General features: G+C 54.4%; 18 protein-coding genes. 12 read left to right on the forward strand and 6 right to left on the reverse strand.

Features of this window, described 5'->3' with window-relative positions:
* Positions 1 to 102 precede the first annotated feature (102 nt).
* Both DYU11_RS33185 and DYU11_RS09550 read left to right on the forward strand, forming a co-directional pair.
* Positions 103 to 387, forward strand: a complete 285-nt coding sequence (locus DYU11_RS33185; protein WP_119667411.1) for a hypothetical protein — start codon at positions 103 to 105, stop codon at positions 385 to 387.
* An 88-nt stretch (positions 388 to 475) separates the two neighbouring features.
* Positions 476 to 877 (forward strand): hypothetical protein, encoded by a 402-nt coding sequence (locus DYU11_RS09550; RefSeq protein WP_119667412.1) that lies wholly within the window; start codon positions 476 to 478, stop codon positions 875 to 877.
* Positions 878 to 920: 43 nt separating this feature from the next.
* Here DYU11_RS09550 and DYU11_RS09555 read toward each other — a convergent pair whose 3' ends face one another.
* Both DYU11_RS09555 and DYU11_RS09560 read right to left on the reverse strand, forming a co-directional pair.
* Positions 921 to 2,582 (reverse strand): ArnT family glycosyltransferase, encoded by a 1,662-nt coding sequence (locus tag DYU11_RS09555; protein WP_119667413.1) that lies wholly within the window; start codon positions 2,580 to 2,582, stop codon positions 921 to 923.
* Between the two features lie 84 nt (positions 2,583 to 2,666).
* The gene (locus tag DYU11_RS09560; protein ID WP_119667414.1) at positions 2,667 to 3,515 is read right to left on the reverse strand and encodes a 2OG-Fe(II) oxygenase; all 849 of its coding nucleotides are present in this window, start codon (positions 3,513 to 3,515) and stop codon (positions 2,667 to 2,669) included.
* Positions 3,516 to 3,715: 200 nt separating this feature from the next.
* Here DYU11_RS09560 and pgi point away from each other — a divergent pair, with 200 nt between their 5' ends.
* The 6 genes from pgi to DYU11_RS09590 all read left to right on the forward strand — a co-directional run bounded on the left by pgi (position 3,716) and on the right by DYU11_RS09590 (position 10,937).
* Entirely contained in the window at positions 3,716 to 5,371 is a 1,656-nt protein-coding gene (gene pgi / locus DYU11_RS09565; RefSeq protein WP_119667415.1) for a glucose-6-phosphate isomerase, read from the forward strand.
* A gap of 85 nt (positions 5,372 to 5,456) precedes the next feature.
* Entirely contained in the window at positions 5,457 to 6,323 is an 867-nt protein-coding gene (locus tag DYU11_RS09570; protein WP_229365745.1) for a porin family protein, read from the forward strand.
* A gap of 223 nt (positions 6,324 to 6,546) precedes the next feature.
* The gene (locus DYU11_RS09575) at positions 6,547 to 7,431 is read left to right on the forward strand and encodes a porin family protein (RefSeq protein WP_119667416.1); all 885 of its coding nucleotides are present in this window, start codon (positions 6,547 to 6,549) and stop codon (positions 7,429 to 7,431) included.
* A gap of 146 nt (positions 7,432 to 7,577) precedes the next feature.
* The gene (locus DYU11_RS09580; RefSeq protein WP_119667417.1) at positions 7,578 to 8,594 is read left to right on the forward strand and encodes a hypothetical protein; all 1,017 of its coding nucleotides are present in this window, start codon (positions 7,578 to 7,580) and stop codon (positions 8,592 to 8,594) included.
* 108 nt (positions 8,595 to 8,702) lie between these two features.
* Positions 8,703 to 9,269, forward strand: coding sequence for a precorrin-2 dehydrogenase/sirohydrochlorin ferrochelatase family protein (locus DYU11_RS09585; RefSeq protein ID WP_119667418.1), 567 nt, complete (start codon positions 8,703 to 8,705; stop codon positions 9,267 to 9,269).
* 21 nt (positions 9,270 to 9,290) lie between these two features.
* On the forward strand, positions 9,291 to 10,937 hold the full coding sequence (locus DYU11_RS09590) for a M28 family metallopeptidase (protein WP_119667419.1): 1,647 nt from the start codon (positions 9,291 to 9,293) through the stop codon (positions 10,935 to 10,937).
* A gap of 159 nt (positions 10,938 to 11,096) precedes the next feature.
* Here the strand turns inward: DYU11_RS09590 and DYU11_RS09595 are convergent, their stop codons facing one another.
* Complete coding sequence (locus DYU11_RS09595) at positions 11,097 to 11,462, reverse strand: hypothetical protein (protein WP_119667420.1); 366 nt, start codon at positions 11,460 to 11,462, stop codon at positions 11,097 to 11,099.
* A gap of 60 nt (positions 11,463 to 11,522) precedes the next feature.
* Between DYU11_RS09595 and DYU11_RS09600 the strand changes: the two genes are divergently transcribed.
* The 4 genes from DYU11_RS09600 to DYU11_RS09615 all read left to right on the forward strand — a co-directional run bounded on the left by DYU11_RS09600 (position 11,523) and on the right by DYU11_RS09615 (position 14,414).
* Positions 11,523 to 11,981, forward strand: coding sequence for an OsmC family protein (locus tag DYU11_RS09600; RefSeq protein ID WP_009280878.1), 459 nt, complete (start codon positions 11,523 to 11,525; stop codon positions 11,979 to 11,981).
* Between the two features lie 146 nt (positions 11,982 to 12,127).
* Complete coding sequence (locus DYU11_RS09605; protein ID WP_119667421.1) at positions 12,128 to 13,018, forward strand: DUF3667 domain-containing protein; 891 nt, start codon at positions 12,128 to 12,130, stop codon at positions 13,016 to 13,018.
* On the forward strand, positions 13,015 to 13,836 hold the full coding sequence (locus tag DYU11_RS09610) for a thymidylate synthase (protein WP_119667422.1): 822 nt from the start codon (positions 13,015 to 13,017) through the stop codon (positions 13,834 to 13,836). The genes DYU11_RS09605 and DYU11_RS09610 overlap by 4 nt, the downstream gene beginning before the upstream one ends.
* 11 nt (positions 13,837 to 13,847) lie before the next feature.
* Complete coding sequence (locus DYU11_RS09615; protein WP_119667423.1) at positions 13,848 to 14,414, forward strand: pentapeptide repeat-containing protein; 567 nt, start codon at positions 13,848 to 13,850, stop codon at positions 14,412 to 14,414.
* Positions 14,415 to 14,423: 9 nt separating this feature from the next.
* On the opposite strand, the gene DYU11_RS09620 is transcribed toward DYU11_RS09615, so the two are convergent.
* The 3 genes from DYU11_RS09620 to DYU11_RS09630 all read right to left on the reverse strand — a co-directional run bounded on the left by DYU11_RS09620 (position 14,424) and on the right by DYU11_RS09630 (position 15,928).
* On the reverse strand, positions 14,424 to 14,951 hold the full coding sequence (locus tag DYU11_RS09620; protein ID WP_147367912.1) for a DUF2306 domain-containing protein: 528 nt from the start codon (positions 14,949 to 14,951) through the stop codon (positions 14,424 to 14,426).
* A gap of 142 nt (positions 14,952 to 15,093) precedes the next feature.
* Entirely contained in the window at positions 15,094 to 15,396 is a 303-nt protein-coding gene (locus DYU11_RS09625) for a 2TM domain-containing protein (protein ID WP_119667425.1), read from the reverse strand.
* A gap of 28 nt (positions 15,397 to 15,424) precedes the next feature.
* On the reverse strand, positions 15,425 to 15,928 hold the full coding sequence (locus tag DYU11_RS09630) for a DUF2306 domain-containing protein (RefSeq protein ID WP_119667426.1): 504 nt from the start codon (positions 15,926 to 15,928) through the stop codon (positions 15,425 to 15,427).
* Positions 15,929 to 16,012 lie beyond the last annotated feature (84 nt).

Here is a 16,012-nt window from a genome sequence, read left to right on the forward strand (position 1 = left end):
TAACGGCTCACTCTGGATTGGTAGCATACTATGTATTCGCTTCGTGAATGAATTGTTTTGGTTTTACTTAAAAAACGCGAAAGACCTTTCGTAAGGTGTTTTATGAAGCTGGCTACCTGTGCCTGTACCTGGTTTCGTGCAAAAAGTAAGCCTTTTCCTGTTCTACGTACCTCCGCTGGCGGAACGGTCGTTGCTCGACCCGCTTTTCCCGCTACATCGGGACAGTTCTCCCGGCCCGTTTTTACCGATGAACCAGCCGGGGACGGCAAGGGCACCGGACTTTGCTTCGCCGAAGCGGGTCGGCGAAAAACCGGTCGGCAGGCTATTGTCATCGTAGGAGATGATCCGGCCAATCCTATTCTATTCCAGGAAAACGCAGTTAAATAATTCTGTAAAGTCGATGTGAGTAATTGGTTTTTGGCTTAATTTTATAGTTTCACCGATTGTACAAAACAATATACCCTCTGTAACATTTATGCAACGAGCCCAATTGAAGGAGTTCTATGGCTACGCTCTCATCATCGCTGTACTGACCATCGCGCAATTGTATTCGGTTTACGTCGCTTCAACTACCGACCTGGTGCTTACCTGGAAACACTACGCTGGCTTTGCGGCCACGGGGATTTCGGCGATTCTGCTCCTGTACCGGCAATCAAGCTACCTGTTTTTCGTCCTCGGCCTGACGCTTGTCCTGGGCTACGAAAATATGGTTGGGTTTACGCCGGAGCTAGTTTATACCTCAACCCGGTACTACTTCAACAACATGGCCCTGCCGGTATCCTACCAGGATTTTTCGATGTATCTGCTGCTGATCTGGGCGTACGTTGCGCACAATCGGCTGCGGACGATGGCGCAGGCGCTGTTCGTCCGGTCCTGATCAGCATAACGTCGGGGCCAGGTCGCGACCTGGCCCCGACCTGTTACCTGGCCTTCCGCACGAAAAACTTGAATCCATTTTCTTCCTTCACCTTCTGGATACCCGGCAGCGAATCCAGCGCGGTTTGTTCCGTCACCTTCTGGCTGAACCAGACGTCTTTGTCAATTTTACCGCGTACCAGCCAGTCGGGATTGTAGTAATTCGGGTTGGTGACCGCTGGTTTCTGGGTGTAGAAGAACGGCCCGTAACTGCGGTAACCAAACGCTTTTACGTACACGTCTTTTCCCTGGGCGCTTTCAAAAAAACGCATGGCAGCCGCCTGCGAAATGGCTTCGATCCGGCCGATAAAAAACCACAACGTAAGGGTGATGAACACGGCCATCCCGCCAAACAGCGTTACGATGGCCCGTGATGTTTCGCGCTGGTTGAACCACCGCAGACTCACGATCAGCACGATGAGCAGCCACAGGCCCGGTAAGACTTCCCAGCCCGTCCAGTTTACCTGGGCGTTCAGATTGCCCTGCGTAAACGCATCCTGATCGGCCACCGCCCGGACGTAGTCCATGCCAAAGAGGGCCAGCAGGGGCAGAGCCAGGGTAGCCAGTACGTAGATACCGCCCACAACGATCAGCCCGGCCCGCATCCAGTTGTTCATCCGGATTTTGTTGTCTTCGAGCTGCAACAGAGCCAGCGTGGCGAGGTACGTGAGCGGGAAGTAACACATGGATGAGTAGTGCACAATTTTGGAGCGCACGATGGTGAACAGAATCAGCACGACCCAGAACAGAATCAGCATCCACCGCTTAAACTCCCGCTGATACGGCCGCTCGATAAACAGCGGTCCCTGTCCGCGAATGGCAAAGATGGACGCCGGGAAGCAGCCGACCAGCAGCAGCACAAAGTGGTAGCCCGGGAAACCGGCGTGGCCGGCGTCGGGCTGTTTGAACAGGCGGAAGTTGTAGGTCAGAAATTCCTGGATGAACGTCGGGCCGTGCAGATACGTCTCCAGCCCGTACCAAGCCAGGGAAATGAGTGTGGCGGCTACGGAATAAAAAATAAACTGAAGCGGAGTGATGAACCACCGAAACCGACTCAAAATCCAGTAAACGCCCAGCGTCAGGCAAACGATCAGGTACGCCACCGGCCCCTTGGTGTTAATGCCCATCCCGAGTACAAACCCACCAATGAACAAATAGGCCCAGACGCTACGTGGCAGCTTGATGCCCGACAGGCTTTCGCGTTTCCACGAGGCAAAGATCAGGTTGACCAGGCCAATAAAAATGAACAGGTTGAAGAACGGATCGATAATGCCCGAGCGAAAATACAGGTGGGGCGTAACGGAGCCCAGATACGCCAGCGACCAGAGCAGGCCGAAGCGGTGGCCGTGCAGCTTATAACCCAGGTTATACAGGTAAATAAGTGTGATGATGCCGCAGACGGCGTTCGGAAAACGAGCCGCAAATTCGTTGGTGCCGAACAGGTGCATGGCCAGCGACTGGCACCAGAAAAAGAACGGTGGTTTTTCGTAAAACGGCTGAAAATCGACATGAACACGGAGGTAATCACCCAGCACAACCATTTCCCGCGAACACTCCGCAAAATTGATTTCATCCCAGTCGAACAGACGAACGCCACCCAGAAACGGGATGAATAACAGGGCGCCCAGCACGCCAAAGAGGATGGAAAAGAAAAGTTTTTGGTTCATTAACGACACTGTTGACTACGAAAAAGCCCCACCTGCCGAAGCAGCGGGGCCGTAAAATTAGGCAAAAATGGTCTGGAAACGGTATTACTTCTTACCCCCCAGGAAACGCAGCACCCGGCTGACGAACTCATCGTCGATGCCCAGCGCCCGTTTAATGGTCGTGTACGTAGCCACCGCTTTCTTGTCCAACCAGATCAGAATGGCTTTGGCACCATCGTTCGGGCGGGCTTTGTAGTTAGTCGCCCGCAGCGTAGGCGTAACGGCTTCTTCGGTGAAATAATACAGCGCAATGGACTTGCGGGTCATATCTTCCGGGCATAGAATCGGGTCGGGCAGACCGTGGTACGAATCTTCGTCGGTGTTGAAAATGACGCAGCGGTTAAAGATCGGCGCAATTTTCTGCACCACACCGGTCATCTGCCGGTCCCAGAGTTCGAGATCGCCCCGGTATTCGGGTTTCCAGTCGGGGTTGAGGTAAATGAGGAGGTTCACGCGCCGGCGCCAGTTGCGCTTGTGCGGGTGAACCGTGAAATCAGCATGAACGTTCAGGAAGCCGTTGCGCCTGGACTGGTGCAGACCACCCCCTTCGAGCGACTCGTCGGGCAGCAGATTCGGGATACCCGTCAACTGGCTGACGTACGCAACGAACCGGGGCGAGTTCAGCTCCCGAATCACCGTCTGGATAAACGGCGGCAGCAGATCCATTTTGTTCAGACCATGCTTTTTCTCGTTAACGTGTACGTAATGAATCCAGCCCGCATCGCCTACCGCCGGAAACTCGGACAACGCCTTTTCGGCGGCCCATTCCTCCAGGAAATTCTCCAGCGCAATGTGCGGGTAGGGCTGATTTTGCTGATAGACGCGGGCATCGGTTGCTAAAGAGGCTTGCCAGCGGTCATAGTCGAAAAGCGTATCGGCAGCAGTCGTATTCATTGAACAAAGGTAACGAGAAACAAGGCTGTTGCCAACGAAACCGTATTCTGAGCAAAAAGATTGCAGTCGATGGAAGAATTAGCCGATATTCGCGCCGACGAAATCAGTCTGTAGTTTGTAGTTCGTGGTTTGTAGGTAAGTGCAGTCGCCGATAATTACAAACCACGAACCACAAACTACAAACCCCAAACTCAATCCCCATGCTTGCCAGTCACCGTTTCACCAGCCTTCCGGCTTACGCCCAGCTCCAGAGCCACTACGAAACCGTTAAAGAACGCCACCTGCGCGACCTCTTTGCCGAAGACCCCGAGCGGTTTACGAAATTTTCGCGCCGGTTTGAGGATATTCTGCTCGACTTCTCCAAAAACCGGATTACCGACGAGACCGTCGGACTGTTGCTGCAACTGGCCGAACAGGCGGAACTGAAAGACGCGATCGGCAGGATGTTCTCGGGCGACCGGATCAATCAGACCGAAGACCGCGCCGTGCTGCACGTAGCCCTTCGCAACCGGTCGAATACGCCGATCAACGTTGAGGGCCGGGATGTAATGCCGGAAGTAAATGAGGTGCTGAACCGCATGAAGTCGTTCTGCGGGCGCGTTCGGTCGGGCGAGTGGAAAGGGTATACCGGCAAAGCCATCACCGATGTCGTGAATATTGGCATCGGCGGCTCCGACCTCGGCCCCGTTATGGTGACGGAAGCGCTGAAGCCCTACGCCAGCGAGAACCTGCGGGTGCACTTCGTGTCAAACGTGGATGGCGTACACATCTACGAAACACTCCAGGTCGTGAACCCCGAAACGACCCTGTTTCTGATCGCTTCTAAAACGTTCACGACGCAGGAAACGATGACCAACGCCCAGACCGCCCGCCAGTGGTTTCTGGATGCGGCCAACGATGAAGCGGCCATCGCCAAGCACTTCGCGGCTCTGTCGACGAACAGCAAGGAAGTGGCGAAGTTCGGGATCGATACCGAAAACATGTTCGGATTCTGGGACTGGGTCGGGGGGCGGTACTCGCTCTGGTCGGCCATTGGGCTCTCCATTGCACTGTACATCGGGTTTGAGAATTTTGAAGAACTGCTGGCCGGTGGTCACGACATGGACCAGCACTTCCGCGATACGCCGTTTGAGCAGAATTTGCCGGTGATCCTGGCGCTGGTCGGCATCTGGTACAACAACTTCTTCGGGGCGCAAACGGAGGCTATTCTGCCGTATGACCAGTACCTGCACCGGTTCGCGGCTTATTTCCAGCAGGGCGATATGGAAAGTAACGGCAAGTCGGTGGACCGCGACGGTAACCCGGTCGATTACCAGACCGGCCCGATCATCTGGGGCGAACCCGGTACCAACGGCCAGCACGCGTTCTACCAGCTCATTCATCAGGGCACGAAGCTGATTCCGTGCGATTTTCTGGCCCCGGCCATTAGCCAGCGGCCCATCGGCGATCATCATAAAATTCTGATGGCCAATTTCTTCGCCCAGACCGAAGCGCTCATGAACGGCAAGACCGAAGAAGAAGCCGCCGAGGAACTGCGTAAGGCTGGTAAAAGCGAAGACGAGATTGCCAAACTGGCCCCGTTCAAGATGTTTTCGGGTAACCGGCCGACAAATTCAATCCTGTTTCAGAAGCTGACACCCCGTACGCTGGGTCGCCTGATCGCGCTGTACGAACACAAGATTTTTACCCAGGGTGTACTCTGGAATATCTTTAGTTTCGACCAGTGGGGTGTGGAACTAGGTAAACAACTGGCGAGCCGGATTTTACCGGAACTTCAGAACGATGAGCCGGTAGAAAATCACGACAGCTCTACTAACGGTCTGATTAATAGTTTTAAGCAGTTGCGTAAAATCTAAAAACATCATACGACATAACGAGTTATATGGGGTGTATCCGAGTGGATACACCCTTTTTTGTTCACTATATAACGTTATGACAACTATGAAAATCAAACACACTTTACTGGCTTTAGGCCTGTCTTCGGTTGGTCTTGTGTATGGTCAGACCACCTCAACTATGTCCTCAACAACGAGTACATCTACTTACAGTTCCGGGGCAGCCAACACAGGGGTAACAACGACAGACACGGCGCGGGTAGGTACGACGGATACGCAGATGACATCGCCGATGAATACCAACTCATCGACTGGCTCAATGAGTACGCCGACCACGAACAGCAATTACAATAACGCCACAACCACGACGACCACAACCACGACGTCAACGGATATGGGCAGCATGAACACCAGCTCTAACCGCGACGCCAATGGTCGCCGGGCGGATGGTAAGCAGGGCCGTTTTGGTATCTACGCCGGGGTGAACGCATCGCAGTTTATCGGTGAGCCGATTGCCGGCGACGAAACAACGGGCCGGGTTGGCTATCAGTTGGGTCTGTACGGTCGTACTGGTGGTACCGTCTTCGGTCAGATTGGCGCTGAATTCCGGGCTTCATCAACAGAGTTGTTCCGGCGGGGTGGCGGTCAGACAGTAGGCGATTTGCGCGACCGTATCGACCAGTACTTCATTGCCGTGCCTATCTTCATCGGTGTTCGGGCGGGTGGTCCGCTGGGTTTCCGCGCTCAGATCGGTCCTGAACTGGCTACGCTGTTCGCTATTGGCGACAACAATTTTAACTTCGGTAATGACGATGTGAACCGCCTGATCCTGAATGGAGTGGCTGATATTGGTATCAACCTTGGCCCCCTGACGCTGGACGCGTTCTACAACCGGGGCTTCGTGAACGTATTTGATCAGGGTGCTGATACCAAGCGCCAGATCGTTGGTCTGAACCTGGGCCTGCGTTTTTAAACCGATCAGACCGCCAGTGAGCGGTTATGTGGCCTGACCACGAATAATGCAAAAAAGCCATCCTGATCAGGATGGCTTTTTTGCATTATTCGTGGATCATATCTTGTCTAAACCGTATATGAACAATTAGTAGTTGTAATTTAATAAACATAATTGTCATATAGATGTTGTAGGGTTGTGGTTCGGGTGATCGAATCACATGTACACATAAACTAATTGAATTATGCAAAAGGCACTCACTTGTTTACTGCTTTTAGCGGTTGGCGTTGCGAATGCGCAGAATACTACGGGATCAACTTCGTACACGCCTTCAACGCCCCCAAATCCATCGCCCATAACGACCGACAGTACCCGGGTGATCAATTCAACGTCCAACACGGTTACGCCATCGAGCCCAACCTCCGGCAACCAGACGTATTCAACGGCGCCCCAGGGAAGCTTCAACACGGGTACGTCGGTAAATTCGGCGCCTGCTACGAACAGTTACGGTACAACCACGACAACGACCACGGATACGTACAGCACGACTACCGACACCCGGATGCGCGACAAGCGGGCGAAGGATTATAAAAACTTTGTGTTCGGTATTTACGCCGGGTTGAACTCCACCCGTTTCAGCGGAGAGGATGTTGACGGCGATAATCTGAGAGGGCGTCTGGGTTATCAGGCAGGTTTCTTCGTGCGGGGTGGTGGCCGGCTCTACGGTCAACTGGGCGCTGAATATTTTGCGTCGAGTTCGAATTTCTACCGTCCGGGCGATGGCTCATCAGTTAGTGAAATCGAAGATAACATCAACATTCAGTACGTACAGATTCCGGTATACATCGGTTATAAACTGGTCGAGTCAGACCGGGGTATCTCGGCGGTGCGGTTGCAGGTCGGTGCTGAATACGCGAACCGGATCAATTCCAACAGTGGCGATTTCAACCTGAGCAACTCGGAAATCAAGAGCGGTACGTTCAACGCCCTGGGGCAACTGGGCTTCGATATCGGTCCGCTGCTGATCGACCTGACGTATCACCACGGGCTGAGCGATGCGCTGGAAGGTACGGGCTTTCCCGGATCGCAACGGCGAATCGTGAGTGCCAGCGTTGGCTTCAAGTTCTAAGACCAGCAGACTACCGTTTGAAAACCGCCCAGAATGGCGGTTTTTTTAGTTTCAGTCGGATTTTACTCTAGTAATTTAGTAAACATTCCTTTCCGGCTGGAGTTTCATAGGTGAGAGTAAAGTGGTATCAGTTAACTCAATACGTTATGAAAAATCATGTAACAGCAGCCCTGCTGGCCGTAGGGGTATTTGGAACAGGTATGGTGTTCGGCCAACGGAACTCGTACAACGATCGGTATGATCGTTACCAGGATTACGACAACCGGTCCAACCGTCGGGATGAGTATCGGATGAATGACCGGCGTAGCGACGTCCGACGTGATGACGACCGTCGCTATCAGGACGATCGCCGGATGTACAACTCCCGCGACCGGTATGAGATGGACGAACGGCTCCGTGAGCGGCAGGATGATCGCCGGAATCAAAGTGTGGATGATATTCTGGATGAACGGCGCGACTACGTTCGTCGGCGCGAACAGAGCGACAATTACGACAATCGGTACCGCGAAGAACGGATGGATCAACGGCGGTTCGATCGCTTCGATCTGGGAAAGGCCTATGATGAAGGCTACGACGACGGGCGGGCTGACGCCGAAAAAACGCAGAAAAAACAGAAGCGCGAAGACTACAAAAACTTTACGGTGGGTGTGTACGCCGGAGCCAACTCAACCCGGTTTGAAGGTGAAGACGTAGAAGGCAATCAGCTGAGTGGCCGGCTGGGGTACCAGCTGGGTCTGTTTGTCAGGGGCGGTGGCCGACTCTATGGCCAGATCGGAGCCGAATATCTGACCTCCAGCAATGATTTCTATCAGCCCGGCGATGGTACGTCGGCCGAAGGGATCATCAATAACATCGATCAGAAATACCTGCACATCCCGGCTTACATCGGTTTCAAGCTGGCCGAGTCGGATCGCGGCATTTCGGCGGTGCGGTTGCAGGTCGGTGCTGAATACGCTACGCCCCTGGGTGTCAATAATAACGCTTTTAATTTTGAACGGTCTAATTTTAACAACTCGACAATCAATGGTCTGGCGAGCCTGGGCTTTGATGCCGGTCCGCTGATGGTCGGTTTCGTGTATCATTACGGTTTTGCCGATGTGCTGAAAAACACGACGAACTCGAAGCGCCGGATTCTGGGCGTCAACGTCGGATTTAAGTTTTAAAAAAACAAAGTCGTAAGTCTGCGAGTCGTAGGTTGTAAGTTTGTGCAGGAGACGAGTGTGCTGGAAAGACACTTGCAACCTGCCGGCTTGCGACTTACGACTTTGTTTATGAATACACTCTTCCCGATATTCGTTAAGATTGATTACCTGCAGACGCTGGTCGTCGGCGGTGGCTACGTAGGGCTCGAAAAGCTAACGGCCCTGCTCTCGAACGCCCCCGACGCCCCCGTTACGCTCGTAGCGCCGGAGATTCGCGACGAAATCCGCGAACTGGCGCAGCAGCACCCCAACCTCACCCTGATTCAGGACCGTTACCAGGCCGACCATCTGCAGGGTCGGGACCTGGTCATTGTCGGCACCAACGATAAGGCCGTGAACCGGCAGGTGCAGCAGGACTGTAAAACCCGGAAAATTCTGGTCAACGTAGCCGATACCCCCGATCTGTGCGATTTCTACCTGAGTTCGGTGGTGAAGAAAGGCGACCTGAAAATTGCCATCTCGACCAACGGCAAATCGCCTACCTTTGCCAAACGGTTCCGTGAGGTGCTGGAAGAGATTCTGCCCGACAGCCTGCAGGAAACCCTCGACAACCTGACGGCCATCCGGAATCAGCTCAAAGGCGACTTCGTCCAGAAGATGGAGAAGCTGAATGAAATCACCAAGGTACTGCGATAACCCATTGTTCATTCTGTTGTTATGCCCACACGTCCTTTATTCCTGAAACCAGTGTTCGTAGCCGGTTTGCTGCTGGGGGCTTTTGTTAGCCAGGCCCAGCCGGACCAATCCCTGATCGACGGGAAAGCGTTTACCCGCCACGTTCAGGCCTTATCGTCTGATGCGTTTGAAGGGCGGAAACCGTTCACGGCCGGCGAAACCAAAACCATAAACTATCTCAAAACGGCCTTCGAAACGCTGGGGCTGCAGCCCGGCAACAGCACCAGTTACTTTCAGGATGTACCGATGGTCGATATCACGTCCGTACCGGCGGGCCCTCTGGTGCTGCAGGGAAAAACGGAAACGGTGTCGCTCAGGCCGCTGGACCATTTCGTGGCAACAACCCCCCGCGTGCAGAAACAGGTGTCGCTGGCCAACTCAGAGCTGGTGTTTGTCGGCTACGGCATTGTAGCACCGGAGTTTGGCTGGAACGACTACGCCGGGCTGGACGTGAAGGGAAAGACCGTAGTGGTGCTGGTAAACGACCCCGGCTCGGTCGACAGTACGTTGTTCAAAGGCAACACCATGACGTACTACGGCCGCTGGATTTACAAGTACGAAGAAGCCGCCCGTCAGGGAGCCGCCGGGGTGCTGATCGTGCACGAATCAAAAGCCGCCAGCTACGGCTGGTCGGTGGTTCGCAATAGCTTTTCCGGGTCGAAACTGTACCTGAAAGCCAGTGACAATAACCAGTCGCGGGCGCTGGTAGAAGGCTGGCTGACGCTCGATGCCGCCCGGAAGCTGTTCAGTCTGGCCGGGCTGTCGACGGAGTTGTTCCGGCAGGCCGGTCAGAAAGGATTCAAAGCGGTGCCGATGGGCGTTCGGGCGTCGGTTACGCTGAACAGCACCCTCAAGGAGTCCGTTTCCCGGAACGTACTGGCGGTGCTGCCGGGCACGACCCGCCGGGACGAATGCATCATTTACTCGGCTCACTGGGATCACCTCGGCAAGGGCGTGCCGGTCAAAGGGGATTCGATTTTCAACGGAGCCGTCGATAACGCGACCGGTACGGCCGCCGTGCTGGAAATTGCCGAAGCCTTCACCCGATTAAAAACAAAACCGGCTCGTTCGGTGGTGTTTCTGCTCGTTACGGCCGAAGAGCAGGGGCTGCTGGGGTCGGAATACTACGCGCAGCACCCTGTGTTTCCGCTCAACAAAACCGTGGCCAACCTGAACATCGACGCCCTGCAGCCCATCGGCCGCACGAAAGACATCATCATTGTCGGCAAAGGGCAGTCAGAACTGGACGATTACGTAGTGGCGGCTGCGGCCCGGCAAAACCGCACAATCCGGGGCGAGTTCAATCCGTCGGCGGGCAGCTACTTCCGGTCTGATCACTTCAACTTTGCCAAAGTAGGCGTACCGTCGCTGTATCTGAAAGCCGGTGTCAATTCGGTGACTCAGGGCGCGGCCTGGGGCAATGCGCAGTTTGAGGAGTATAACCTGACCCGCTATCACACAACCGCCGACAATTATTCGCCAGACTGGGATATTTCGGGCGCGATCGAAGACATGCAGATTCTGTTCAGCGTAGGGTACCGGCTGGCTACGCAAACGAATTTCCCGAACTGGAAGCCCGGCTCCGAATTCAAGGCCGTTCGGGATAAAATGATGGGGCGGAAGTTTTAAGATTACTGATTTACGGCAGCGGCTGGAAAACTCATGGGTCTGGCCATCGAACAGGTTTTGATGGCAACGCAGGGGTTACAGAAAAACAGGCGTTCCGCTCCGGAGGCCCGGAAGTATTGTTCTAAGTTGATTCATTGCATACCGGAATGGGTCGGGTCATTAGAACCGACTGAACAATGAGTTAGACCCGAAGACGCCCTGGAACGTTACCGGCTGATCGCGCAGAATGAGGAAGTAGATTAAGCCGGCCAGTACCAGATACCCGACGGCGAGCCACTTTTTCTTCTGCTCAAACTCGGCGGGGTGATGATGGTAGTCGTAAATCATGGACGCCGACAGACCCAGCACCATCAGAAAGAACGAGAAGATACCAAAATCTGTTCGGTACATGCGGAGGGCATGCAGAAAGTGCGCACCCGACAGGATGTAGAGCAGCCAGCAGCCAAAACCCGCCCGATATAAGTACACACTCAGCCGACGGTCGTTTTTTAGGTCGAATAGATCTTCAGTGAATTTCTCGGACATGGGAGTGCTCGGTTTGGGTTGGTGAATATACGAACGTACCTTTATAAACGCAACAATACAATGCTTGATTCTCAAACGGTTGAATCAGCTCAACAATTTAATACCATGCACGTTGAGCTGGTGCGCGTCGACGACGCTTTTCATTTTCAGGCTACTGGCACGGCCGGTGTTGCCCTCGACATTGATGGGTCGACGGACATCGGTGGCCATAACGCCGGAGCCCGGCCGATGGAAATGCTGCTGATGGGCCTCGCCAGTTGTTCGGCCATTGACGTGATCCTGATCCTGAAAAAGCAGAAGCAGGTGATCGACGATTTTCGCCTGCGCGTCGACGGCCTGCGGGAGAAAGACGCCACCCCCGCGCCGTTTCAGAAGATCCACATCACGTACCTGCTGAAAGGCCAGCTGGATGCCAACAAGGTGCAGCGGGCCATCGACCTGTCGATGGACAAATACTGTTCGGCAACGGCTCAGCTTCGCCCAACGGCTGAGATTACCTATTCGTTTGAAATAGCGTAACTACAGAGTAAAGGTATTTGCGGAGGGCCTGCCGTACGTTGTGCACTCCCCGGATACCTTTATTGTTCTGTTAACGATCGTTTATCTGCGAAAGGGGGTAAAACAAAAGCCATATATTCGTTATTTTTGGCAAACCCCTTTTCGACATGATCTCGGTTAACTCTACCAAGCAATCGCATCATCATCATGACCACCTGACCAGTGAGGTGGTAGCCTGCCAGAACTGCGACCATGAGTACACGGGCCGCTATTGCAGTCAATGCGGCCAGCGCGCCGATACCCACCGCATCAACTGGCATTACATCTGGCACGAGATTCCGCACAGTGTCTGGCACGTTGACCACGGTATTGCCTACACCCTGCGCCAGTTAATTGTCCGCCCTGGTCATACCATCCGCGAGTTTCTGGAAGGTAAACGGGTTAATCACTACCGGCCGCTGGCCCTGCTGCTGATGCTCGGCGCAGTTCTGCTGTTCGTACAGCACGGTCTTGGGGTGAGCTACATGAAGGCCAGTCAGGCAATGTTTGATACAAAACAAGGCTCTGCTGGTGCACAAGCGTTCCAGGCCCAGATGTTTGAGTGGATAGATCGGAATCAGACGCTGGTTTATATTATAATGATTCCGTTCTTCGCGTTCGGCAACTGGCTGATGTTCCGTCGGCAGCGTTACAACTACCCCGAAATGATGGTCATCCAGACGTTTGTCACCAACTTTACAATGTTGATATCGCTGGCGATTGTCGTCCTGTTCTGGGCGCTGGGCGGATCAGTTGAAGCGTATAAGACCGTTATGGGGGTATCGTTAGTGGTGATGTTTGGCTATTACGCCCTGACGTACTATCAGTTATTCCAGCGCCGGGTAGGGTTCTTTTCTGTTTTGTGGCGTTCAATCGTTGCCTATGCAATCAGCTACCTGCTGTTTATCATGCTTGGCATGATAGGAGGTCTTGGTTACGGCATTTATTCAGCTGTCAACAATCCATCGGCCTTTAAATCTGAAAAACCTGCTGCTACCGTTCAGCAACCGCATAAATGAAACAATACCACGACCTACTCCGTCATATACTCGCCAACGGCACCCGTAAGACCGACCGTACCGGCACCGGCACCATTAGCGTATTTGGCTACCAGATGCGCTTTAATCTCCAGGATGGTTTCCCGCTGCTGACGACCAAGAAAGTACACACAAAGTCGATTATCCACGAACTGCTGTGGTTTATCAAAGGGGACACGAACATCAGGTACCTGAAGGATAACGGCGTCAGCATCTGGGATGAATGGGCCGACGAAAACGGCGACCTCGGTCCGGTGTATGGGAAGCAGTGGCGGAGCTGGGCCGCGCCCGATGGACGAGTCATTGACCAGTTGCAGGACGTACTGAATCAGTTAAAGACGACCCCGGATTCGCGTCGGATGATTATTTCGGCCTGGAATCCGGCCGACGTACCGAGTATGGCCCTGCCGCCCTGCCACCTGCTGATGCAGTTCTACGTGGCCCCCCCTGACCCCCTGAAGGGGGAGGAGGTTCCCAGATTGTCGTGCCAGTTGTACCAGCGCAGCGCCGACGTATTCCTGGGTGTTCCGTTCAACATTGCCTCGTACGCCCTGCTGACGATGATGATCGCGCAGGAGTGTGGCTACGAAGCCAACGAGTTCATCTGGACCGGGGGCGACACGCACCTGTACCTGAATCACCTGGAGCAGGTCGAGACGCAGCTCGCCCGCGAGCCGCGCCCGCTGCCGACCATGCGGCTGAACCCGGACGTGACGTCAATCTTCGACTTTACCTTCGACGATTTTACGCTCGACAACTATAATCCCTGGCCGGCCATCAAAGCCCCCGTCGCCGTTTAAGCCCCAGCCGTATGGAGTTCTATGACCAGATCATCGGTCCGGCAGACGAGGTTGTTGCCACGTGGCAGGATCAGTCGTTCGAGCAGTGTACGTTCAAAAAGCTGGACCTGGCGCGGGTGTCTCTGGCCGGGTCCAGCTTTGTGGATTGTCGGTTCGAAGACTGCAACCTAACCGGCGTTGTCGTCAAAAATACCAGGCTGTACGACGTCAGCTTTATTAACTGCAAGCTGCCCCACGTGGATTTTGGGGTATGTGACCCGTTCGGGTTTCACATTACGTGTCAGGATTGCCGGCTTGACTATGTGGTGTTTCTGAACCGTAAGCTCAAAAAAGCGCTGTTTGCCGACTGTTCCATTAAAGAAGCCTTTTTCCTGCAATGTGACCTGACCGGAACCGCTTTCCGAAACTGCAATCTGGAACTGACCCGGTTTGAAGGCAACAACCTGACGCAGGCCGATTTCGCTACGTCGTATAACCTGGTGCTGAACCCAGACGACAATACGCTGAAAAAAGCCCGGTTCTCCCTGTACAGCTTGCCGGGGCTGCTGACAAAATACGATCTCGTCGTCGTCTCCTGACCACCGGTTCTAATGAAGCCGCTGGGGTTTGAAGCCGCGCAGCAACGTCCGTGAGGGCATCGGGCGCGGGTCGGGAGGGAAGGGCCAGTGACGATACAGTAAAACGGCTCCCACGATAAATACTGCGTTGGCGCACCCCATCGTGACGTACCAGAACCACTCGGGCGGGAAAAACCGGTACGTACTCTCCACCAGAAAAGCCGCATAGAGGCCCGTAATGGACGTACCCATGCCGATGTAGTGCCAGCGGAGCCAGGTTGGCAATACCGACCGGAGCGCTACCGGCACCAGGCCGATCAGCAGGGCCGCAACACTGCCCACCGCTCCCCAGTGAATAATGCCGAACCGGCCGAACAGGTAGTAGATCTGAAAGGCTGTCAGCAGCACCACCACCATGCTCAGCACGTAAATACGGCCGATGAGCCGGTGTGGGCGTGTTCCCTTGGTTGATACAATAACCTTTGTTCCCGAAACCATCGCCGTCAGCGCAGCCGCTACATGCACGACGCTGACGGGCGAGTGCAGAATCATTTGCATACGTTGAGTAAAGCCGGGCTTTTCGCTGCTTCATCCGTTCTTCACGGCCCGGCTTACAAACGGTACTTTCTGTTTCGGGAAAGTGTTGCATGAAAAGAGTCAACGGACCAATTTATGATTGACTTCTCATGTCAGGGCCGTATTAGCGGCCCTGGTTCTGCAAACGCTGGTATTCCCGCTCGACGGCATCATGGCCATCGTTGGTGCGATACACCCGGACGTAGTGGGCAATCAGGCCGAAACCCCAACCGATGGTCATAAACAGCGGCCACGGGAAGATACCAATCCGGCGATCAACGCCGAAGGTCAGCACCAGGTAAACGGCCCACACGAGGATGTTCACTGCTACGTAGGAGCGCAGGTGTTGCTTGAAGCCAACCCGGGCCTGGGCTTGTTTCCACAGGTGGGGGTCGCGGTCAGAAGGGGGTTGAGATTCGGGTTCCATGGGGTTGATTGGGGTGATGGTAAAACGGTTACACTGGGTGCGACGCGCGCTTCATTCGGGTCGGTTTGGCCGGCTGGATGAAGCGGTTTCTGTGTTTGCGGATAAGCCAGCCGCCAGCCGCCGTGGTGGCCAGCGTAGCCAGCACCACCACCGGCCAGAAGGCCTGCATCGGTACGGTCCTGGTCAGCGTTTCGGACCAGAAGGCCGCGTACAGCCCCACGACCGACCAGCTCATGAAATGGTAGTGGTAGCTCAGCCAGTTGTCGATCCGGTTCCGGAACAGTACCGGCACCATCCCGACCAGAATCGACCCGCTGCTGACCAGGGCTGCACCATGAAACGGACCGAAGTGGCCAAAGAGGTCATAAATCAGGAAGGCGGTTAGGTTCAGCACGCCCATGGCCCCTACATACCCGTAGCCGATGCGTTTGTGGGTGATGGTGCCTTTTTTGCCCAGCAGGACAACGGCGCCGAATAGCATGGCCAGCAGCGCCGAACAAATATGTACGAGTCCCGTTGTTGAGTGAATCATGAACTGGATTGGGTTAGGTTGATGGAATAAAGGTAGAGCCGGGGGCTGCTGGAGGCCGGGCAAATCTGACCAATTGCCTAACTT

The organism is Fibrisoma montanum, from assembly GCF_003583365.1.
GTDB classification, from domain to species: Bacteria; Bacteroidota; Bacteroidia; order Cytophagales; family Spirosomataceae; genus Fibrisoma; species Fibrisoma montanum.

What these genes read in the sequence shown, in the direction of transcription:
- DYU11_RS33185 (WP_119667411.1), top strand. Translation starts at nt 103, where the DNA reads ATGAAGCTGGCTACCTGTGCCTGTACCTGGTTTCGTGCAAAAAGTAAG.
- DYU11_RS09550 (WP_119667412.1), top strand. Translation starts at nt 476, where the DNA reads ATGCAACGAGCCCAATTGAAGGAGTTCTATGGCTACGCTCTCATCATC.
- DYU11_RS09555 (WP_119667413.1), bottom strand. Translation starts at nt 2,582, where the DNA reads ATGAACCAAAAACTTTTCTTTTCCATCCTCTTTGGCGTGCTGGGCGCC.
- DYU11_RS09560 (WP_119667414.1), bottom strand. Translation starts at nt 3,515, where the DNA reads ATGAATACGACTGCTGCCGATACGCTTTTCGACTATGACCGCTGGCAA.
- pgi (WP_119667415.1), top strand. Translation starts at nt 3,716, where the DNA reads ATGCTTGCCAGTCACCGTTTCACCAGCCTTCCGGCTTACGCCCAGCTC.
- DYU11_RS09570 (WP_229365745.1), top strand. Translation starts at nt 5,457, where the DNA reads ATGAAAATCAAACACACTTTACTGGCTTTAGGCCTGTCTTCGGTTGGT.
- DYU11_RS09575 (WP_119667416.1), top strand. Translation starts at nt 6,547, where the DNA reads ATGCAAAAGGCACTCACTTGTTTACTGCTTTTAGCGGTTGGCGTTGCG.
- DYU11_RS09580 (WP_119667417.1), top strand. Translation starts at nt 7,578, where the DNA reads ATGAAAAATCATGTAACAGCAGCCCTGCTGGCCGTAGGGGTATTTGGA.
- DYU11_RS09585 (WP_119667418.1), top strand. Translation starts at nt 8,703, where the DNA reads ATGAATACACTCTTCCCGATATTCGTTAAGATTGATTACCTGCAGACG.
- DYU11_RS09590 (WP_119667419.1), top strand. Translation starts at nt 9,291, where the DNA reads ATGCCCACACGTCCTTTATTCCTGAAACCAGTGTTCGTAGCCGGTTTG.
- DYU11_RS09595 (WP_119667420.1), bottom strand. Translation starts at nt 11,462, where the DNA reads ATGTCCGAGAAATTCACTGAAGATCTATTCGACCTAAAAAACGACCGT.
- DYU11_RS09600 (WP_009280878.1), top strand. Translation starts at nt 11,523, where the DNA reads ATGCTTGATTCTCAAACGGTTGAATCAGCTCAACAATTTAATACCATG.
- DYU11_RS09605 (WP_119667421.1), top strand. Translation starts at nt 12,128, where the DNA reads ATGATCTCGGTTAACTCTACCAAGCAATCGCATCATCATCATGACCAC.
- DYU11_RS09610 (WP_119667422.1), top strand. Translation starts at nt 13,015, where the DNA reads ATGAAACAATACCACGACCTACTCCGTCATATACTCGCCAACGGCACC.
- DYU11_RS09615 (WP_119667423.1), top strand. Translation starts at nt 13,848, where the DNA reads ATGGAGTTCTATGACCAGATCATCGGTCCGGCAGACGAGGTTGTTGCC.
- DYU11_RS09620 (WP_147367912.1), bottom strand. Translation starts at nt 14,951, where the DNA reads ATGCAAATGATTCTGCACTCGCCCGTCAGCGTCGTGCATGTAGCGGCT.
- DYU11_RS09625 (WP_119667425.1), bottom strand. Translation starts at nt 15,396, where the DNA reads ATGGAACCCGAATCTCAACCCCCTTCTGACCGCGACCCCCACCTGTGG.
- DYU11_RS09630 (WP_119667426.1), bottom strand. Translation starts at nt 15,928, where the DNA reads ATGATTCACTCAACAACGGGACTCGTACATATTTGTTCGGCGCTGCTG.